The organism is Novosphingobium naphthalenivorans NBRC 102051, from assembly GCF_001590985.1.
In the GTDB taxonomy this organism is placed as follows: Bacteria; Pseudomonadota; Alphaproteobacteria; order Sphingomonadales; family Sphingomonadaceae; genus Novosphingobium; species Novosphingobium naphthalenivorans.
This window is the reverse complement of the sequence record NZ_BCTX01000047.1, coordinates 1-15,206: the sequence shown is the minus strand read 5'-3', so window position 1 is coordinate 15,206 and position 15,206 is coordinate 1. Positions and strand designations below refer to the sequence as shown.

Below are 15,206 nucleotides of genomic sequence, written 5' to 3'. Positions count from 1 at the left end.
GATTGTCTCCAGCCAAGGAACGCCCCCCATGCCGATCTCCGGTTTGCGCCCTCCGCTGCGCGTCATGCTCGCCCTTTCCGCGATCGTCGGACTCTCGGGCTGCGCCACGGTCGGCTCGATGATGTCACCCTATTCCGAGAAGTTCGATTGCAAGAACAAGGATCACGGCCAGTGCATCCACCCGGAAAAGGCCTATGAGGATGCTGTCGCCGGGGTGGTATCCAAGTCCGATCCGGCAGTCACCAATGACAAGAAAATGCTGCGCGGCACGGCAGCGGAAAATGGCGGCAAGCCCGCCAAATCGGGCAAGGTCGTCGCGGGCGGCTCTGCTTATGGCAGCTATAAGGACAGCGTCTATCGCGAGTTGAAGGGGCTGATCGATGCGCCGGTGACACCGATGCTCAAGCCCGCGCGCACGGTGCGGACGCTGATCCTTCCCTATGCCGACCGGCAGCGGCCAGATCGCCTCTATATGCCGCGCTACGTCTATTCGGTGGTGGACAAGCCGGTATGGGTCGTGGGCGGAACCTTGGTGTCCTCACCCAGCCAGGCATCGAAGGCGCCCGTGCTCGGCCAAGTCAAGGAACAGGCAGCCGCGCCGGGCGATACGCCCGACGCGCCCCAGCCCGCTCTGCCGGAACCCCGGCCATGAGCGCGGCGACATCCCGCGGAGGGCTTAGCTATGCGCGGCTGCGCAACGCCGTCCGCCGCGACAGCTTTTCCGACTATCTCCCGCTGATAGCCTGGGACGGCGACACGGAAGCGTTCCTGTGCCTCGACGATACCTGGGGCCATGCGTGGGAGATCGTGCCGACAGCCTATATGTTCGCGCACGTTCAGGGTGCGCTTCAGGGCCTGCTCAACATCCATTTCCCGGACGGTACGGTCCTCCAGCTTCACACCTTCGCCGATCCGCTGATCGACGATGCGCTCGACGCTTTTCTCGATCTCAAGACCCGCGACGATCCGCTGATCCAGGCTTCGGCACGTCGGACACATGACTATCTGAGCCGCGGCCGCCACGGGCTAAAGGCGCTGCATGGAATCCCGGTGCGGAACTTCCGCACCTTGCTGTCGATCAAGACGCGGCGCCCGCTCGGCGACGATCTGCGTCGCCAGGTCGAGGAGCAGCTTTCCAAGCTCGGCATCCGCCGCCTCGAGCCCGAAGAGATGGTCGCGTTTTACCGACGCGTGTTCAACGGCGTGACGGCTCCTGCCCCCGGCGTGTTCGCCGATGGCACAACGGTCGGGGCCCCGCCGATCGCCAAGCAGATCATAGACGCCGGCCCCGATCTCGTTTTCGAAGGTGCCGAGGTGTTTCTCGGCAACCAGGTAGCCCGCTGCCTGACCCCAAAGGCACCCGCGCGCAGGATCACAGCAGAGCGCGCCAACCGGCTGATGGGCGGCATGCGCGGCTCCTCGGAGGACAGCGACCAGATCGGCGGGCCATTCCTCTACACGCTGAACATCCTGTTCGATCATTCGCAATTCGAGATCCACAAGCGCGCCCAGATCTTGTCCGCGCAAAAGGCTGCGGGCTCCTTCGCCGTCGAGGTCGGCAAGCAGATCGATGAAATCGGCTGGATTCTCGACGAAGCCGGTAACTCCAAGTTCGTGCGCGTGATTCCGACGGTCTGGGTGTTCGGCCGAGACCGGGCACACGCCCGCGAACTGGCGGCGCGCGCCAAGCGGCTATGGGAAAGCGAGCCGCTGCCCTTCTCGATGCAGGAGGAGAGCTATCTCAACCCGACCCTGCTGGTGATGAGCCTGCCGTTCGGCCTTTACCCCGACCGGTCGACGCTCAGGATGCTGGAGCGCGACTTCCGCATGCCGGTGAAGGCTGCGGTGCTGATGGCGCCGATCCAGACCGATTTCCGCGGCGGCGGTCGCCCTGCGCTGCTCTACACGGGCCGCAAGGGGCAGCTCATCACGCTCGACCTCTTCGACCCGCGCATCAACAACTACAATTTCATCGTTTCGGCTGAGAGCGGCGCGGGCAAGAGCTTTTTGCTTAACAACCTCTGCCAGCAATATTACGCCAATGGCGCGCTGATCCGCATCATCGATATCGGCGGGTCGTACCGGAAGCTCTGCACGCTGTGCTCGGGCCGCTATATCGACATCGGCGAGGAGCATCTGGTCCTCAACCCCTTCGACATGGGGCTGGCGCTCGACGGCGACGACAAGCAGTCGGCGATCACGATGGCGGTCGCGATCGTCGCCGAGATGGCCAATGCCTCGACCCGCAAGGGTGTCACCACCTCCGAATGGAACCTGCTCAAGTCGGCGGTCCAATGGACGATCGACACCGGACGCGCCGATCACGGCATCGATGCGGTGCGCGAATGGCTCGGCACCTATCCCGCGCTCGTCGAAAGCGATCTTGATCGCGTCGAGCATCTGGTTCCGACGGCACGCGAGCTGGCCTTCAACCTGCGCGATTTCGGATCGGACGGAGCCTATGGTCACTATTTCAACGGGGCCTCGACGCTCGACATTCGCGCCGATGAATTCGTGGTGCTCGAACTCGAACGCCTGAAGGCGATGCCCGACCTGTTCAACGTGATCGTGATGGTGGTGGTCAACGCGGTCACCCAGGAACTTTACCTGTCCGCCCGTGACCGTCCCCGCTTCGTGCTCTGCGACGAATCCGCCCAGTTCATGACCGGAGGCGATGGCCAGGATTTGTCGCGGCTCGCCGAGGCCTTCGGCCAGGGCTATCGCCGCGCGCGGAAATATCGCGGGTCGTTCGGCATCGTGCTCCAGAGCATGAACGACCTGCTGCTGTTCGGGGGCACCGGCCAGGTCATCCTCGAAAATGCGGCGACGCGCTTTCTGCTCCAGGGCTCGACCTATGACCGGGCGGTCGACAACAAGATCCTCGACTATTCGGGGTTCGTCCTCGACCTCCTGAAATCGGTCCGCAACTCCAAGCCCAATTATTCGGAAGTCTTCATCGACTCACCGCTGGGCCTGGGCATCGCGCGGCTCGTGGTCGATCCCTTCTCCTACTGGATCAACACGTCCGCGCCCGACGAAGTTGCCGCCTTCGAGGGATTGCTGCGTCAGGGCCTGTCGCCGCTCGAGGCGGTCTGCCGGTTGGCAGGCGTCGATCCGGCCAAAATTCTGGGCGGGGAGGTCTGATCGTCATGCGGCGTCTCTTCACCCCTCATCCCGACCAGCTGAAGCTGGAATGGCCCGATGAAGACCTGATCGAAAAGATGGTCGAAGAACGGGTCGAGGAACGGTTCGAGGCAGAATCCTTCCGTTGGCGCTTTCGACTGGTCGGCATCGAAACCGTCATGATGGGGTCGCTGGTGCTGATCGCTGGCCTGCTGCTCCACCAGCCCACCATGCTTGTGCTGCGGGCCACGGCGCTGGTGGCGGCGTCCTGTTTCGCGACCGGCCTCCTGCTGCTGTTCCTGTCGGCGTCCACCGCCAAACTGATGACGCGCCTGCGAAAAGGTCCGCGCTCGTGAACGGGCTCATCTCCGCCAAGCCGTCGCAAACGGCGATCCGCCTCGCATTTGGCGGTTTCCTGCTGCTGCTGGTGCAGAGCCTGCTGCTCCTGCTTGTGCCGGGGCTGGATGGCAGCGTCCGCTTGCTGGTCTGGGTGCTCACCCCAATCGCCCTGGTCGCCTTCGTCGCGGCGTTGGTCGGCCTCCCCGATCCACCGGCGGAGCATTGGAGGCGGCGCCATGGCCGCTAAGTTTCGCCTCCCGCCCCTGAACACCGGCGACAGCCCCGGCACAGCCATCCGCTCTGCGATCCTGCTCACGGGCGACTGTCGCGAGCAAATGCCGGCGAGAGGGCCTTTCGACCTCATCATCGCCGATCCGCCCTATGGCGACACGTCGCTGAGCTGGGATCGACAGGTCGAGGGCTGGCTGATGCTGGCGCGCGCGGCACTGCGGCCGACTGGATCGATCTGGATCTTCGGCTCGCTGCGCTCTTTCCTGCGGATCGCGCCGGCGCTTCACAAGGCCCGGTTGCGCCTGGCGCAGGACGTAATCTGGCAGAAGCAGAACGGCACCAGCTTCCACGCCGATCGCTTCCGGCGGGTCCATGAGATCGTCGCGCAGTTCTATCGGACCGACACGCCGTGGCGACTGGTCCATAATGCGGTCCGCACGACGCCCGACGCAACAGCCAGAACGGTGCGGCGCAAGACGCGTCCCCCGCATATGGGCGATATCGGCGTCGGCCACTATCGCAGCCTGGACGGCGGCCCTCGCCTGATGCGCTCGGTCCTGGTCGTGCGGAATTGCCATGGCCGGGCCATCCACCCGACCGAAAAGCCGGTCGAGCTGCTCGAAACCCTGATCGAGACGTCCTGCCCGCCCGGCGGCCTTGTCGGCGACTGGTTTGCCGGATCGGGTGCCGTGGGCGAAGCCTGCCTCAGGACGGGCCGGCGCTATCTCGGTTGCGAGATCGACCCCGCGATGGCGGAACGCGCGCGCCTGCGCCTGCAGGGCTTCGCCGCCTTCTACCCGGAGGACGGCGATGACTGACCGCACTAACTTCTGCGCTGCCCGCGCGTTGGCGGCCCTGCTGCTGGCCGGCGCTACGCTTGCCGGTGCGGCCTACGCATCCACCGCCCAAATCGGCCGGACATGGCCGATCGCCGAGCCCGATGCGCTCGCCGAGATCGAAGCCAAAGTGGCGACGCTGCCCAAGGATATGAGCAAGGCCTTCGGGCCGCGCGAGCATTGGAGCGCGCTCAAGGCGGCTCCCTTGGCCGTCGCGGGCGCCGACCGGGTGCGGACGCTTGTTCCCTTCTACACCCTCGACTTCGATATCCAACTGCCCGACGGGCGGGTCCTCTATCCCAAGGGCTTCACCTTCAATCCGCTGACCTATGTGCGGCTGCCGCAGCGACTGGTGGTCGTGCATCCGCGCGATCTTGGCTGGGCGCTGAAGGTCGCGCGGCCGAGCGATTTTATCCTGTTGACTGCGCTCGGAGGTCAGAACGGCGACGCGATCGACCTCAGCGAGAAGACCGGACGCGCCATCTACATTCTCGAAGAGCGCGTGAAGGATCGTCTCGGGCTCACGGTCGCGCCGGTGATCGTCGCGCAATCCGGCACCAAGCTCGTCCTCACCGAATATGGCCCCAAGAGTCGGCCCATGCCGAAAGGAGCCAGCCAATGATGCGCTCTTTGTGCGGAGAGGATTGCGCTCTATGGCGCTTCTATCAGCTGGCCTATCGTCGCGACGGGCAGATAGAGGCGAAGCGGAGCCTCCGACAGGGCTCGGAAGCCGTAACGCAGATAGAGCTGCTTGCGCCTCTCGACTTGCACCGGATCGCCGCAGTCGAGAACATCGAGAAGCACAACAGCGATTCCGAGGTCACGGGATGCCCGATAGATGCGCTTGAGAGCATCGGCGAGCAGGAGGCCACCATAGCCTTGGCCCTGATAGCGGGCATCAACCCCAATCATCGAGATGAAGGCAGCGGGAATCCGGCCATGACTTGGCCGATTGCGGGCGAAGGACCCCGGCAGATCGGAATAATGAATGTCGTGCGCGTTCAGCGTGTAATAGCCGACGATCCTGCCTTCCCTAGAGACGAGAACGAAGGCGCGCACATTGTCGGCCTGGGCCAGCTTGTTCGCCGTCTTGCGCAGATAGTTGTCAACCGGTCCAACGCCGGAAGCGAAACTCGTTCGGTCGTGCCGCTTGGGGTCGAGCGGCTCGATGTTCATTTCTTCTTCTGGCACGCAGTTTCGCTCTTAGCGGTTTTCGATCATCCGGTCGTGACGCGCGAAGGCTTCGCGCAGCCGCTCGGTGGGCGCCGGCGGATTATCGAGGGCGTTGAAGAACGCCTCATGATCCACGGGTCTGAGCACGGTGCGTTCGTGCGTCGAGATAGTCTCAAGCGCAGCCTTGTATGCGGCGTTGATGGTGAAGACCGAGTCATCCACGCCCGAAAGCGCCGCGGCACGCTGAATGGTCCGCTTGATATGCGGCTTCGTGCGAAAATTCATTCGCACCGTGCTGCGCTCGCTCACCGAGCCGGTGAAGTCGTCGAACGCCTGCATGACCTTTTCCTTTCCATTACACAGTGGCCCATCATGTACGTCGCAAAGACGCACATTTCAAGAATAACACGCGCCCGTCCGATCATGCGCGTCCAGAGGGATCAATGATGCGTCGCTGGAACGTCTTCTTTATCGGTGTCCTGATCGGCCTTGTGGCAACGATTGGCTGGCCGAACCAGGCCCATGCCTCCATGTGCGAGGCTGGAACGGTCTTCAATCCGATTACCAAAGTCCGTTGGACGTGCATTTTTCCCATCACGGTCGGCGGCATCCGTATCGGCAGCTACGACAAACTCGACAAGGCGCTCGACGCGCAGTCGGCGTCCAAGCCCCTCTGCGCCTGCCGGAAAGGCCTACAGTTCTGGTTCGGGGTCAAGGTCTCGTACTGGTCGCCCAACCGGATGATCGATGTGGTGACCGAACCGGGCTGCATGATGGCGTTAGGCGCCGATCTCATGCCGACCGGCGGCAAGCTGCAGGGTAGCCAATCGTCGATCTCCGACGGCACCAACACGCGCAAGATGTTCGCACAGATGCACTATTACATCAGCCCCGTCTGGGCGATGCTCGATATGTTCACGGACCTGCCGTGCCTCGAGAATGACGGCTTCGATGTCGCCATGATCACCGAGGTACTGCCGACTTGGCAATCGGGCACTTTGGGCGCGATTATCCAGCCCGAGGGCATATTGTTCGGCAATCCCGCCGCCGGCCTCGCGTGCATGGGCGACAGCGCCGCTGCCGCAGCCGGGAAGGTCATCGATCCTCTCTTCTGGTGCATGGGTTCGTGGGGGGCGACCTATCCGATCGCCGGCGACATCCATTTCGACGACAGCGTCGAGGCTTGGGCCGGGCTCGCCGCGCGCGGCACCTTCATGATGGGACGCCTGGGCGCGCTTACGATCAGTTCGGCCGACGGCTGTTCGTTCATCCCCCAGCCTATCTGGACCAAATCGCGCTACAAGCTCCAGATCATGGAGCCCGTGAAGGGCGGCAAGTGCGTCAATATCGGGCGCCCTGGCGCGCTATGGTCCTCGGCCAAGCACGCTCCGGGCAAGGACAACGCCCAGTTCATGCTTTTTGAAAAAGTGATCTGCTGCGCCGGGATTGCGGTGCCATGAGCAGATCGCTTCCCCAACATCCTGCGCACGCTGCCGGCCATCTTCGGAGGCCTGCCCGCCAAGGCCTGGAGGGCCTGGGTTGGCTGCGTGGGATGGGAGCGGCGTCGAACAGCCCCCTCGGCGCCGCTCCACCCCCGGTCAGCACGGCCACCGGTCCCTCCACGGCACGGGAGGGCGCCCCCCAGCCACTCCGCGCCGCGGTGGCCGTGCTGACCATCTTCGACGGGCAGGCCGTCTATCGCGTGACCGCCTCGGATGAGGCCCGCCTGCCGCTTCGCGCGATGCTGCGCTTCCGGCCCGGCTCCCGCACACATGAGCCGAGAGGGACATGGCCATGAGGCGCGTCATTCCCTTCGCCTGCCTCGCGGCGCTGGTTGCCGTACCCGCCGCCGCCCAGACCGCCGAGGAGCGCGCCCGCGCCGCCGCTGCAGCGTCGCGCGCAAAGACCAGCGACAGCGACACACTGCTCAACAACTATGTGACGCCGGGACTTGCGGGCCAGACGATCGCTACCGTCGACGACAGCAAGACCTTCTCGCCGAATATCGCGTGCCAGAAGACGGCGACGATGATGGAGGTGCTGGTGCAGCCCGGGTCGGGCGGCGATCTCTCCACCATCAGCATCGCCCGCGACACCGATCTCGATGGCGCGATCGACAGCCGGACCAGCCTGCCCGTCGCGGTTTCGGGCATCTGCGCCAACGGCGTCATTTCCTGTCAGCCCGGCACCTGGAATCAATGCAATTTCTTCCGCTGGGATGTCGATGGCGCACGCAACCTGAAGCTCACCCAGGTCGATATGCCGCAGCTATCGGGGTGCTACTGCATCAACAACAGTTGCGGCACGAATCTCGCCTGGGGCAATATGGCCTCGGTCCTTCGCGATCTTGGCGGGGGCATGATCGGGGCGCTCACCACCGCCGATCCGCGCTATGGCGTCGCGGAAGCGGTGATCGACGGGCCGATGATCCGCTACGTCGGTGCCCAATCGACGGCCTGCACCGCCAATCCGTCGCTGCCGCAGACGGCCTATCGTGCGACCCCGACCGCCATCGCTGCGGACGCCTATTCGGCCTCGACCGGCAGCCCGGTCTTCCAGGCGCTGGCGGCTTCGCAGGTCGGCGTCGGCACCGCGCTGCAATACCGCCATTGCACCATCGAACGGCAGGTCACGGTGCTTAAACCCCGCGCCGAGGATATCATCAGCCGGGTGTCGGGCGGGTATTCGACAATCCAGAACGGGTCCTCGTTCGACTTTCTGATGGGCTCTCCTGCGGACAACAGCCTCGGCGGTAATTGCAGTCTCATCGATTTTCGCATGACGCTGCATGTGGGCGACGCCAACAGCATCGTCGATGCGAGGCTCAGCCAATATTTCGCGGACGACTGGGGACAGGTTCGCATCGACGGCACGCTGGTCGCGTCGGGACCGGAGAACTGGCCCTCGATGGGTGTGCCGCCCGGCAAATGCGAGCAGAAGAAGACCTTCTATCGCTATCCCAATCTCGACCTGAAGCCTTGGCTCACGCCCGGCGATCATGAGATCTGGCTGCGGGTAGCGGTCGCGGAGGGCGGAGAGGGCTTCGCCCAGGTCCATGTCGACGTAGACGGCAGTTGCCGGACGCTCGAACAGGTGGTCGATCGATGCGGGACCATTGCGGCCGATCCGCAGTGCCGGATCGACCGCGAGCTGGTCGATGGCGTGCAGACCTTCATCAACGGGGTCGCGACGGGACTGCGGCCGCTGGCGCAGACCCGGATCATGGGCGGTGTCTCCTGCCCCACCGAGTTGACCCGAGACTTCTTTCTCAAGGATCGCACCTATCGCTGCAAGATCGACGACATCGCGCAGCCCGACACGAGCCGCGGCACCTATATCATCGATCATTCCACCGAAACGATGCTCGCCGACCGGGCCCGGCAAAGCGACGGTAGCTTCGTGGAATCGACGCGCGCCTTCAGCCTGCCCGATCGCGGCTCGGTTCCGGCTTGCGAGGCCATCTGCAAGACGCGGGCGCCCAAGACGAACAACGATGCCGCGCTCGATGGCGTGGTCGGCAACAAGCAAAACAATCCGACTGGCTACGACACCTTCTACCATGCCTGCGACAGCGACAACCGCTGCCCGGCCGGGCCGGGCGAAGAGGTCGTTTCCGCCTGCGGCTGCCTCGACGATTTTCCTGAAGCGGTGGTGATGATGCAAACGGTCCGTCTCGCCGGCGCCGACCTCGTCTGCACGGGGACCGTGCGATGACGCGCCTCTGGTATCTTGGTCCACGCGCGGCTGCGTGCATGGTGGCGCTCGGTATCGGCATTGGCTTGAGCTGGCATGGCACCGCGCTGGCGCAACCCCTGCCCCAGCAACAGATCCAGGCTGCCGGGCTCGTCGAACCGCAGCCCGAGCCTGACCCGGCACCCGGCGGCGAAACGCCGAGTGATCCCCAAAGCCTGCAATTGTGCGCGGCCGATCTCAACGGCAATGGCGACGCCGCCGATCCAGGCGAGACCGCCTATTGCACGCCGACACCGTCGGGACAGTTCCTTTGCCCGATCCAGGAAGTGGACTGTGTCGCGGATGCCGCCGGCCAATATAGTTGTCCCCTCGGGCCTCAGCTCGCCTGCATCGCGAAAACCACCGGCGGTGTTCCGGCCTGCTCGCCCAACCAATGCGCCGACATCAAGACCAATCCGATCGTGGATGAGCCGCCGATCGCCGATCCAGGCACGGAACCCGACGGCGGGATGGACGCCGAGGGCAATTGCATGGGCACGATCGAGATCTTCAGCGGACGCGGCATGCGCTGCCGCCCGCCGGGTCTCAGCACCACGCTCTCCAATTGCTGCAAGGACAAGGGCAAGATCGTGAAGGATGGCATGGGCTCGTCCCTGTCATCGATCAGCACCAAGATCGCCGTCGCCAAAGGCGTGTTCAACGGGATGAAGGCCGCCTATGCTGCGTTCCAGGCGGGTGCGACCGCGAGCCAGGCGGCCAACGCCGGCCTCAATGCTCTCGTTGTAGGGTTCGATCCGACCTCGATCGCAGTCAGCCTTGCGATCAACTTCATGATCGACTTCCTGTTCTCGGGCTGTGACCAGCAGGACATGGAAACCGCGATGCTGCGGAGCTCCGGCTTCTGCCACGAGATCGGCAGCTATTGCACGTCGAGCTTCCTCGGCATCTGCCTCCAGAAGGCGCGAGGCCATTGCTGCTTCAACACCAAGCTCGGCCGCATCATCCAGGAGCAGGGGCGGCCCCAGCTCAAGTCGTTCAACGGCAATCTCTGGGGGACGGCCAAGAAACCGATGTGCCGCGGCTTCACGCCGGAAGAGTTTCAGGCGCTGGATTTCTCCAAAATGGATCTTTCCGAATATTACGCGGACATCGAAGCCCGCGCCCAGTCCGACATCCAGATCGACATGAAGGAGCGCGTCGATGCGTATCTCAACGCCGTCAAGCCGTAGCGCCGCGGTGCTCCTGGCGGTGAGCATTGCAAGTGCGGCGCTCGCCCAGGACTCCGCCCGCGAGCGTGCGCAGAAGGAAGGCGACGTCGTGATGGAGCGGCTGAAGGGCGCCGTTTCACGGCAGAAGGCGCAGTCAAGCGAGGTGCCCTCGCCGCATCTGCCCCCCGCGCCGACTGAGGCGGAGCGCCGGCGCGCCTTCGAGGGGCTTCGCGCCCGGAAGGCGATGCCAGTGATCGACGCCCGCGCGAAAGCCGCGCTGGAAGCGAGCGAGGCACGGATGGCGGCAGAGCGGGAGGCTCAGGCCAAGCGGCTGCGCCAGGCGTTCGGACTCGAACCTTCCGAGGAGAAGGCGCTGGCCAAGGCAGCACCAGCGCCGGCGGCCAAAGCCTGGGTGCCGGTCCTGTTCGTCTCGTCGTCCATGCCGATCCCCGTGCTCAGGACCTATGCCGCGCAACTCGAACGGGTCCATGGCGTGCTCGCCTTTCGCGGTATGCTGGGAGGGCTGCACAAGGTCGGACCGATGGCGAAGCTCTCGGCGCAGATCCTGCGGATCGATCCGGGCTGCGAGGGACCGGCCTGCGCGATGCGCAATGTGCAGCTCATCGTCGATCCGATCGTGTTCCGCCAGCATGGGGTGGGCCGTGTGCCCGCGCTGGCGATGATCCCAGGCGATCCGACCGAGGCTTATTGCGAGCGGGACGATGAGAGCCCGAGAGCGACGCATGTCGTCTATGGCGACAGCGCGCTTGCCGGTCTCTTCGAGGAATATGCCCGATTGGGCGGACAAGCGGAGGTGCGCGATGCTCAGGCTCTTCTGGGTTCTCGTTGAGGCGCTGCGCGGCCTCTGGCCGCGGCTGTGCCGGTTGCCGGGCAAGGCGGCGGTCGCGCTGGGCGCGGCGGGCATGGGCGAGCCCGCCCGGCCGGAGCGGCTATGGCGCGCGTTCGCGATCGTGTTGCCGGTCGCGCTGTTCGCGGCACTGGTGCTGCCGAAGATTACGCTGGTGATGAGCCCTTCGATCGATGCCTGGGCCGTTCGTGAAGCGCCGGGGCCGATCGTCAGGGGCGACTATGTGAAGTTCACGCTGCGGCATCCGATCGCAGGGCCGAATCCGGTCAGCGTGACCAAGCACGCGCTGTGTATGCCCGGCGATCATCTCGACCATATCGAGACCCCATCGGTCTCGGCGCCGCACGCGTGGGATGGGCGCTATTTCTGCAACGGCGAGCTGCTCGGTGTGAGCCTGCCTTACGGGCTGCATGGGCTCCGGCTCCAGCATCTTCAGTGGAGCGGCATGATCCCGCCGGGGATGGTCTATGTCGGCTCGCATCACCCGCGCGGTTTCGACAGCCGCTATTTCGGGCTGGTTCCGATCAGCCGCCTCACGCGGATGGAGAAGCTGCTGTGAAGGGGGCCATTCCATTGGTCGCGGTCGCAGCCGCGGCGGGCCTGCTTTCCTCCGCCGCGGCGGAGGCCCAGGAGCCGGGCGCCCGGGAACGGCCCAAGCAGGGTTATTGGTGGTATGAGGCTCCCAAGCCGGCCCCGCCCGCTAAAGAAGATCCCGATGCGCTGGTGAAGCCGGTGATCCCCCCGATGGCGGAGCTGGCGACCTGGACGCCGCCCAAGATCCGCAAGCTGATCGAGCAGCAGCGCGACTATGCGGCGACGGTCCTGACGGTCGATGCGGTCGCCGATTTCTGGCGGCTTCAGGACTTCGCGCGCCGCAAGGCGCGTGCCTTTGCCGGCGTCACGCAACTGGCGATGTTGACGCACCCCGAACTCAACTCGAAGTCCGCCAATCCGATGGTGACGGATGCCCGCTCAGAACTCACCGCCGAGAAGGATGCCATCCGCCGGGCCTATCTGCGCTCGCACGCGAACGAATTCGCGCTGGTCATGTTCTCGCGCGCATCCTGCGGCTATTGCCGGGTCCAGTGGCCGATCGTCCAGCGTTTCCAGGAGGAAATGGGCTGGCAGGTGACGCTGATGGATGTCGACCGGCGCCCCGATGTCACACAGCGGTTCGGTGTCGAGATCACGCCGACCACGATGCTGATCCGGCGGGGCAGCCAGCAGCGCATGATCATTGCCTCGGGCGTCGAGGCCTATCCGAACCTCGCCCAGATGGCTTACCAGGCAGTGCGGCTGCTGCTCGGCGATATCCGGCCCGAGCAGTTCATGACTGGCCCCGGCGAGGACAACGGCTTCTTCGATGCTTTGTCAAACGGGCCGGTTTCCTCGACCGATCCACGCGCGCTGGGTGGCGATCTCGTCAATGCGGGCACGGAGCCCCGGCCATGAAGGTGGTTATCACCATGCGATGCCCTGTGATCGAGCAGGCTGCCGGATCAGGCGGGGACACGGGCCTTTTCACCGTTTCCTTGCACAAGCTTAACGGCGTTTTCGTCGAAGCTCACGAAGGTTTCGCCCCCGAGCCATCGCCCTTCATGCGCGATGACCCCATCGGCGAAGTCGCCCCCGGCGTCGAGAAATGCGAGCCCGGCCTCCACTGCGGCCACGTCAGCTTCGGTATTGCCGGCGGCGATCAAGGTGCGAATGGCTGCAGCGATCCGCTCATGGCTTTCCTTATAGCCTTTCAACATCACCCAGACGAACTCGCACAAGGCAGGAAGCGTCAGCGCGACCAAGTCAGCTTCCTCCAACACTCTCTTTGCGATGGGGGTCTGGATTTTGTCATCTTCGACGAGGGCTCGAAGAATAATATTGGCGTCTGCCGTGATCTTCACAGTTCGCCGGCCCAGCCCTTCGCAGTAATCTCATTGATTTCCTCGATCGATAGCGACTTGCGGCCCTCCCGCTTCAGCATGCCGAACGCATCGGAAATTTTGCCAGTAGGCCGAACTGCCCGAATCCTGACTTCACCGCCCGGCAGCTTGTCGATGCTGATCTTCTCCCCAGGGTGGACGCCAAGATGCCTCAGCAATTCCTTCCGCAGCGTGATCTGCCCCTTGGAGGTAATGGTGATCGCGTTCATCCGCCGAGTCCTTTCATCGGCCATTGTAAGGAAGAACTTCCTTCCCTTCAAGGAAAGGACGGCATGATGCGCTCGCTTGCGATTTTGCTCGGTCTTCCCGGAATAGCGATCGTGATCGGCTCGGCGGCCGCCGCGCAGACCGTCACGCGCGAGCAGGCGATGCGCGCCGCGATCCATCCCGTCAGCGATAGCCAGACAATGCAGGCATGGCTGTCGCGTGTTCCCGTGACCCGAGATTTCCCGGACGATTTCGGGGCAACCCTGGGCGGGCAGGGCTCAGCCTTCGTGGTCGAGATGACGACGAGTCCAGGCTGCGTTCCCTGCGGCGATCTCTGGCGAAAGCTGACGGATCTTGGACGGCGCTACGGCTGGCAGGTGCGTACAATCAGCGCGCAGGAGGCGATGATCCGCTCAGGGAGGCTTGGCCTTCCGTGGGTCGGGCATCCGGTCGCCTGGGCCCGACCGATCAATGACGCCTCGCGGATCGTCCCGATCGCGATCGGGACAGACCATGCGCCCAATCTGGCGCGCAATCTCTACCTCGCGGCGAAAATGCTGACCGGGGTTCGGCCGGCGGTGGGCGTGCGGGCCATGTCGAAGTTCACTGGCATCGTTGGCGTTCCCAGTCGCTCCCCGGCAGGGAGACGCTGAATGTCCTCTTCGCCTTCTCCCCTCGCCTCAATCATGAAGCGCGAGAAGTTCACGGCTCGCCTGCGCGAGCGGCACTGCTTCGATGGCGTGTCCCATCGGGAAGCGCTCGACGCCGGGATAGATGACGATCCTGCGGGCAGGTTGAAGGTCTTCAACCGCATGGTGGAATCCGCGCTCGACTTTGGGGGCGAGGCTGCGCTTGATTTCGATGGCCCAGAGAGCGCCATGCGGCAGGGTAAGCACGAGATCGATTTCCGCACCCGCCAGGGTCCTATAGAAGTTCGCGACGGTCCCTTCGGGCGCGGCGGCGATCAAGCTTTCGATCGCGAAGCCTTCCCAGCTCGCACCCGCCACGGGGTGCCCCAGCACCGCCTCCTGGTCGCCCAGGTTGAGCAGCGCATGGACGAGGCCGCTGTCGCGGACATAGATGCGGGGCGACTTCGTCAGGCGTTTGGCGGCATTGCTGTGCCAAGGCTCAAGCCTGCGAACCAGCAGCAGATCGACGAGGAGGTCGAGGTAGCTGGCGACGGTCTTGGAATCCACGCCAAGACTGCGCGCGAATTCCGAGGCGTTGAGCAGCCCGGACTGATGGTGTGCCAGCATCGTCCAAAAGCGTCGCAACGTCTCCGCTGCAATACGCGGGCCGAACATGGGAATGTCGCGCTCAAGATAGGTGCGGATGAAGTCGCGCCGCCAGCGAAGGCTGATGCGATCGCTTCGCGCGAGATAGCTGTCGGGAAACCCACCCCGGATCCACAGACCCGGCAAATCCTGCTCCGGCACCTCAAGCGCATCGAGCGGGCCCATTTCGAGATAGCTGATGCGGCCCGCGAGGCTTTCTCCAGATTGCGCCATGAGGTCGATCGATGCCGATCCGAGCAGCAGGAACCGCCCTGCCCTGAGCCCCTTGCGTCGGCCGCGATCGATCAGTCCACGGA

At 64.5% G+C, this 15,206-nt stretch carries 18 protein-coding genes; 13 read left to right on the top strand and 5 right to left on the bottom strand.

Going from position 1 to position 15,206, the window contains the following annotated elements; genetic code table 11:
* The first annotated feature begins 28 nt into the window (after positions 1-28).
* The 6 genes from NN5_RS15525 to NN5_RS15500 are packed head-to-tail and all read left to right on the top strand — an operon-like array spanning position 29 to position 5,151.
* The gene (locus NN5_RS15525) at positions 29-652 is read left to right on the top strand and encodes a TraV family lipoprotein (protein ID WP_067735121.1); all 624 of its coding nucleotides are present in this window, start codon (positions 29-31) and stop codon (positions 650-652) included.
* On the top strand, positions 649-3,144 hold the full coding sequence (locus NN5_RS15520; protein ID WP_067735118.1) for a TraC family protein: 2,496 nt from the start codon (positions 649-651) through the stop codon (positions 3,142-3,144). Before NN5_RS15525 ends, NN5_RS15520 begins: the two co-directional genes overlap by 4 nt.
* A gap of 5 nt (positions 3,145-3,149) precedes the next feature.
* Positions 3,150-3,479, top strand: a complete 330-nt coding sequence (locus tag NN5_RS15515; protein WP_067735115.1) for a hypothetical protein — start codon at positions 3,150-3,152, stop codon at positions 3,477-3,479.
* Positions 3,476-3,709: a hypothetical protein gene (locus NN5_RS15510; RefSeq protein ID WP_067735112.1), complete on the top strand. Its 234-nt coding sequence runs from the start codon at positions 3,476-3,478 to the stop codon at positions 3,707-3,709. Before NN5_RS15515 ends, NN5_RS15510 begins: the two co-directional genes overlap by 4 nt.
* Positions 3,699-4,511 (top strand): DNA-methyltransferase, encoded by an 813-nt coding sequence (locus tag NN5_RS15505; protein WP_084384972.1) that lies wholly within the window; start codon positions 3,699-3,701, stop codon positions 4,509-4,511. Before NN5_RS15510 ends, NN5_RS15505 begins: the two co-directional genes overlap by 11 nt.
* Positions 4,504-5,151: a conjugal transfer protein TraW gene (locus NN5_RS15500; RefSeq protein WP_067735109.1), complete on the top strand. Its 648-nt coding sequence runs from the start codon at positions 4,504-4,506 to the stop codon at positions 5,149-5,151. The genes NN5_RS15505 and NN5_RS15500 overlap by 8 nt, the downstream gene beginning before the upstream one ends.
* Before the next feature lie 29 nt (positions 5,152-5,180).
* On the opposite strand, the gene NN5_RS15495 is transcribed toward NN5_RS15500, so the two are convergent.
* Both NN5_RS15495 and NN5_RS15490 read right to left on the bottom strand, forming a co-directional pair.
* Complete coding sequence (locus tag NN5_RS15495; RefSeq protein ID WP_245656526.1) at positions 5,181-5,720, bottom strand: GNAT family N-acetyltransferase; 540 nt, start codon at positions 5,718-5,720, stop codon at positions 5,181-5,183.
* 12 nt (positions 5,721-5,732) lie between these two features.
* Positions 5,733-6,041 (bottom strand): type II toxin-antitoxin system TacA family antitoxin, encoded by a 309-nt coding sequence (locus tag NN5_RS15490; protein ID WP_067735103.1) that lies wholly within the window; start codon positions 6,039-6,041, stop codon positions 5,733-5,735.
* A 104-nt stretch (positions 6,042-6,145) separates the two neighbouring features.
* On the opposite strand from NN5_RS15490, the gene NN5_RS15485 reads away from it, so the two are divergent.
* From NN5_RS15485 to NN5_RS15455, 6 genes are all read left to right on the top strand, one after another.
* Positions 6,146-7,162 (top strand): TraU family protein, encoded by a 1,017-nt coding sequence (locus NN5_RS15485; protein WP_067735100.1) that lies wholly within the window; start codon positions 6,146-6,148, stop codon positions 7,160-7,162.
* 334 nt (positions 7,163-7,496) lie between these two features.
* A complete protein-coding gene (locus tag NN5_RS15475; RefSeq protein WP_217998663.1) occupies positions 7,497-9,416 on the top strand; it encodes a hypothetical protein in 1,920 nt (639 codons plus the stop codon).
* Positions 9,413-10,624, top strand: a complete 1,212-nt coding sequence (gene traN / locus NN5_RS15470; protein WP_245656525.1) for a conjugal transfer protein TraN — start codon at positions 9,413-9,415, stop codon at positions 10,622-10,624. The genes NN5_RS15475 and traN overlap by 4 nt, the downstream gene beginning before the upstream one ends.
* Positions 10,596-11,453: a type-F conjugative transfer system pilin assembly protein TrbC gene (locus NN5_RS15465; RefSeq protein ID WP_067735091.1), complete on the top strand. Its 858-nt coding sequence runs from the start codon at positions 10,596-10,598 to the stop codon at positions 11,451-11,453. Before traN ends, NN5_RS15465 begins: the two co-directional genes overlap by 29 nt.
* Entirely contained in the window at positions 11,425-12,030 is a 606-nt protein-coding gene (locus NN5_RS15460; RefSeq protein WP_067735088.1) for a S26 family signal peptidase, read from the top strand. Before NN5_RS15465 ends, NN5_RS15460 begins: the two co-directional genes overlap by 29 nt.
* Positions 12,027-12,923: a conjugal transfer protein TraF gene (locus NN5_RS15455; protein WP_084384970.1), complete on the top strand. Its 897-nt coding sequence runs from the start codon at positions 12,027-12,029 to the stop codon at positions 12,921-12,923. The genes NN5_RS15460 and NN5_RS15455 overlap by 4 nt, the downstream gene beginning before the upstream one ends.
* 47 nt (positions 12,924-12,970) lie before the next feature.
* Here the strand turns inward: NN5_RS15455 and NN5_RS15450 are convergent, their stop codons facing one another.
* Together NN5_RS15450 and NN5_RS15445 are read right to left on the bottom strand one after the other, a co-directional pair.
* Complete coding sequence (locus NN5_RS15450; RefSeq protein WP_067735085.1) at positions 12,971-13,369, bottom strand: type II toxin-antitoxin system VapC family toxin; 399 nt, start codon at positions 13,367-13,369, stop codon at positions 12,971-12,973.
* Positions 13,366-13,617, bottom strand: coding sequence for an AbrB/MazE/SpoVT family DNA-binding domain-containing protein (locus tag NN5_RS15445; RefSeq protein ID WP_067735082.1), 252 nt, complete (start codon positions 13,615-13,617; stop codon positions 13,366-13,368). Before NN5_RS15445 ends, NN5_RS15450 begins: the two co-directional genes overlap by 4 nt.
* A 66-nt stretch (positions 13,618-13,683) precedes the next feature.
* Between NN5_RS15445 and NN5_RS15440 the strand changes: the two genes are divergently transcribed.
* Positions 13,684-14,268 (top strand): hypothetical protein, encoded by a 585-nt coding sequence (locus tag NN5_RS15440; protein WP_067735177.1) that lies wholly within the window; start codon positions 13,684-13,686, stop codon positions 14,266-14,268.
* Between the two features lie 27 nt (positions 14,269-14,295).
* Here NN5_RS15440 and NN5_RS15435 read toward each other — a convergent pair.
* A partial coding sequence (locus NN5_RS15435; protein WP_067735079.1) for an ATP-binding protein occupies positions 14,296-15,206 on the bottom strand: 911 nt, incomplete at its 5' end.

Excerpts from the sequence above, each read along its gene's own strand:
- NN5_RS15490 (WP_067735103.1), bottom strand. The coding sequence starts at position 6,041 with ATGCAGGCGTTCGACGACTTCACCGGCTCGGTGAGCGAGCGCAGCACG.
- NN5_RS15515 (WP_067735115.1), top strand. The coding sequence starts at position 3,150 with ATGCGGCGTCTCTTCACCCCTCATCCCGACCAGCTGAAGCTGGAATGG.
- NN5_RS15525 (WP_067735121.1), top strand. The coding sequence starts at position 29 with ATGCCGATCTCCGGTTTGCGCCCTCCGCTGCGCGTCATGCTCGCCCTT.
- NN5_RS15475 (WP_217998663.1), top strand. The coding sequence starts at position 7,497 with ATGAGGCGCGTCATTCCCTTCGCCTGCCTCGCGGCGCTGGTTGCCGTA.
- NN5_RS15440 (WP_067735177.1), top strand. The coding sequence starts at position 13,684 with ATGCGCTCGCTTGCGATTTTGCTCGGTCTTCCCGGAATAGCGATCGTG.
- NN5_RS15460 (WP_067735088.1), top strand. The coding sequence starts at position 11,425 with ATGCTCAGGCTCTTCTGGGTTCTCGTTGAGGCGCTGCGCGGCCTCTGG.
- NN5_RS15465 (WP_067735091.1), top strand. The coding sequence starts at position 10,596 with ATGCGTATCTCAACGCCGTCAAGCCGTAGCGCCGCGGTGCTCCTGGCG.
- NN5_RS15520 (WP_067735118.1), top strand. The coding sequence starts at position 649 with ATGAGCGCGGCGACATCCCGCGGAGGGCTTAGCTATGCGCGGCTGCGC.
- NN5_RS15505 (WP_084384972.1), top strand. The coding sequence starts at position 3,699 with ATGGCCGCTAAGTTTCGCCTCCCGCCCCTGAACACCGGCGACAGCCCC.
- NN5_RS15500 (WP_067735109.1), top strand. The coding sequence starts at position 4,504 with ATGACTGACCGCACTAACTTCTGCGCTGCCCGCGCGTTGGCGGCCCTG.
- NN5_RS15485 (WP_067735100.1), top strand. The coding sequence starts at position 6,146 with ATGATGCGTCGCTGGAACGTCTTCTTTATCGGTGTCCTGATCGGCCTT.
- traN (WP_245656525.1), top strand. The coding sequence starts at position 9,413 with ATGACGCGCCTCTGGTATCTTGGTCCACGCGCGGCTGCGTGCATGGTG.
- NN5_RS15445 (WP_067735082.1), bottom strand. The coding sequence starts at position 13,617 with ATGAACGCGATCACCATTACCTCCAAGGGGCAGATCACGCTGCGGAAG.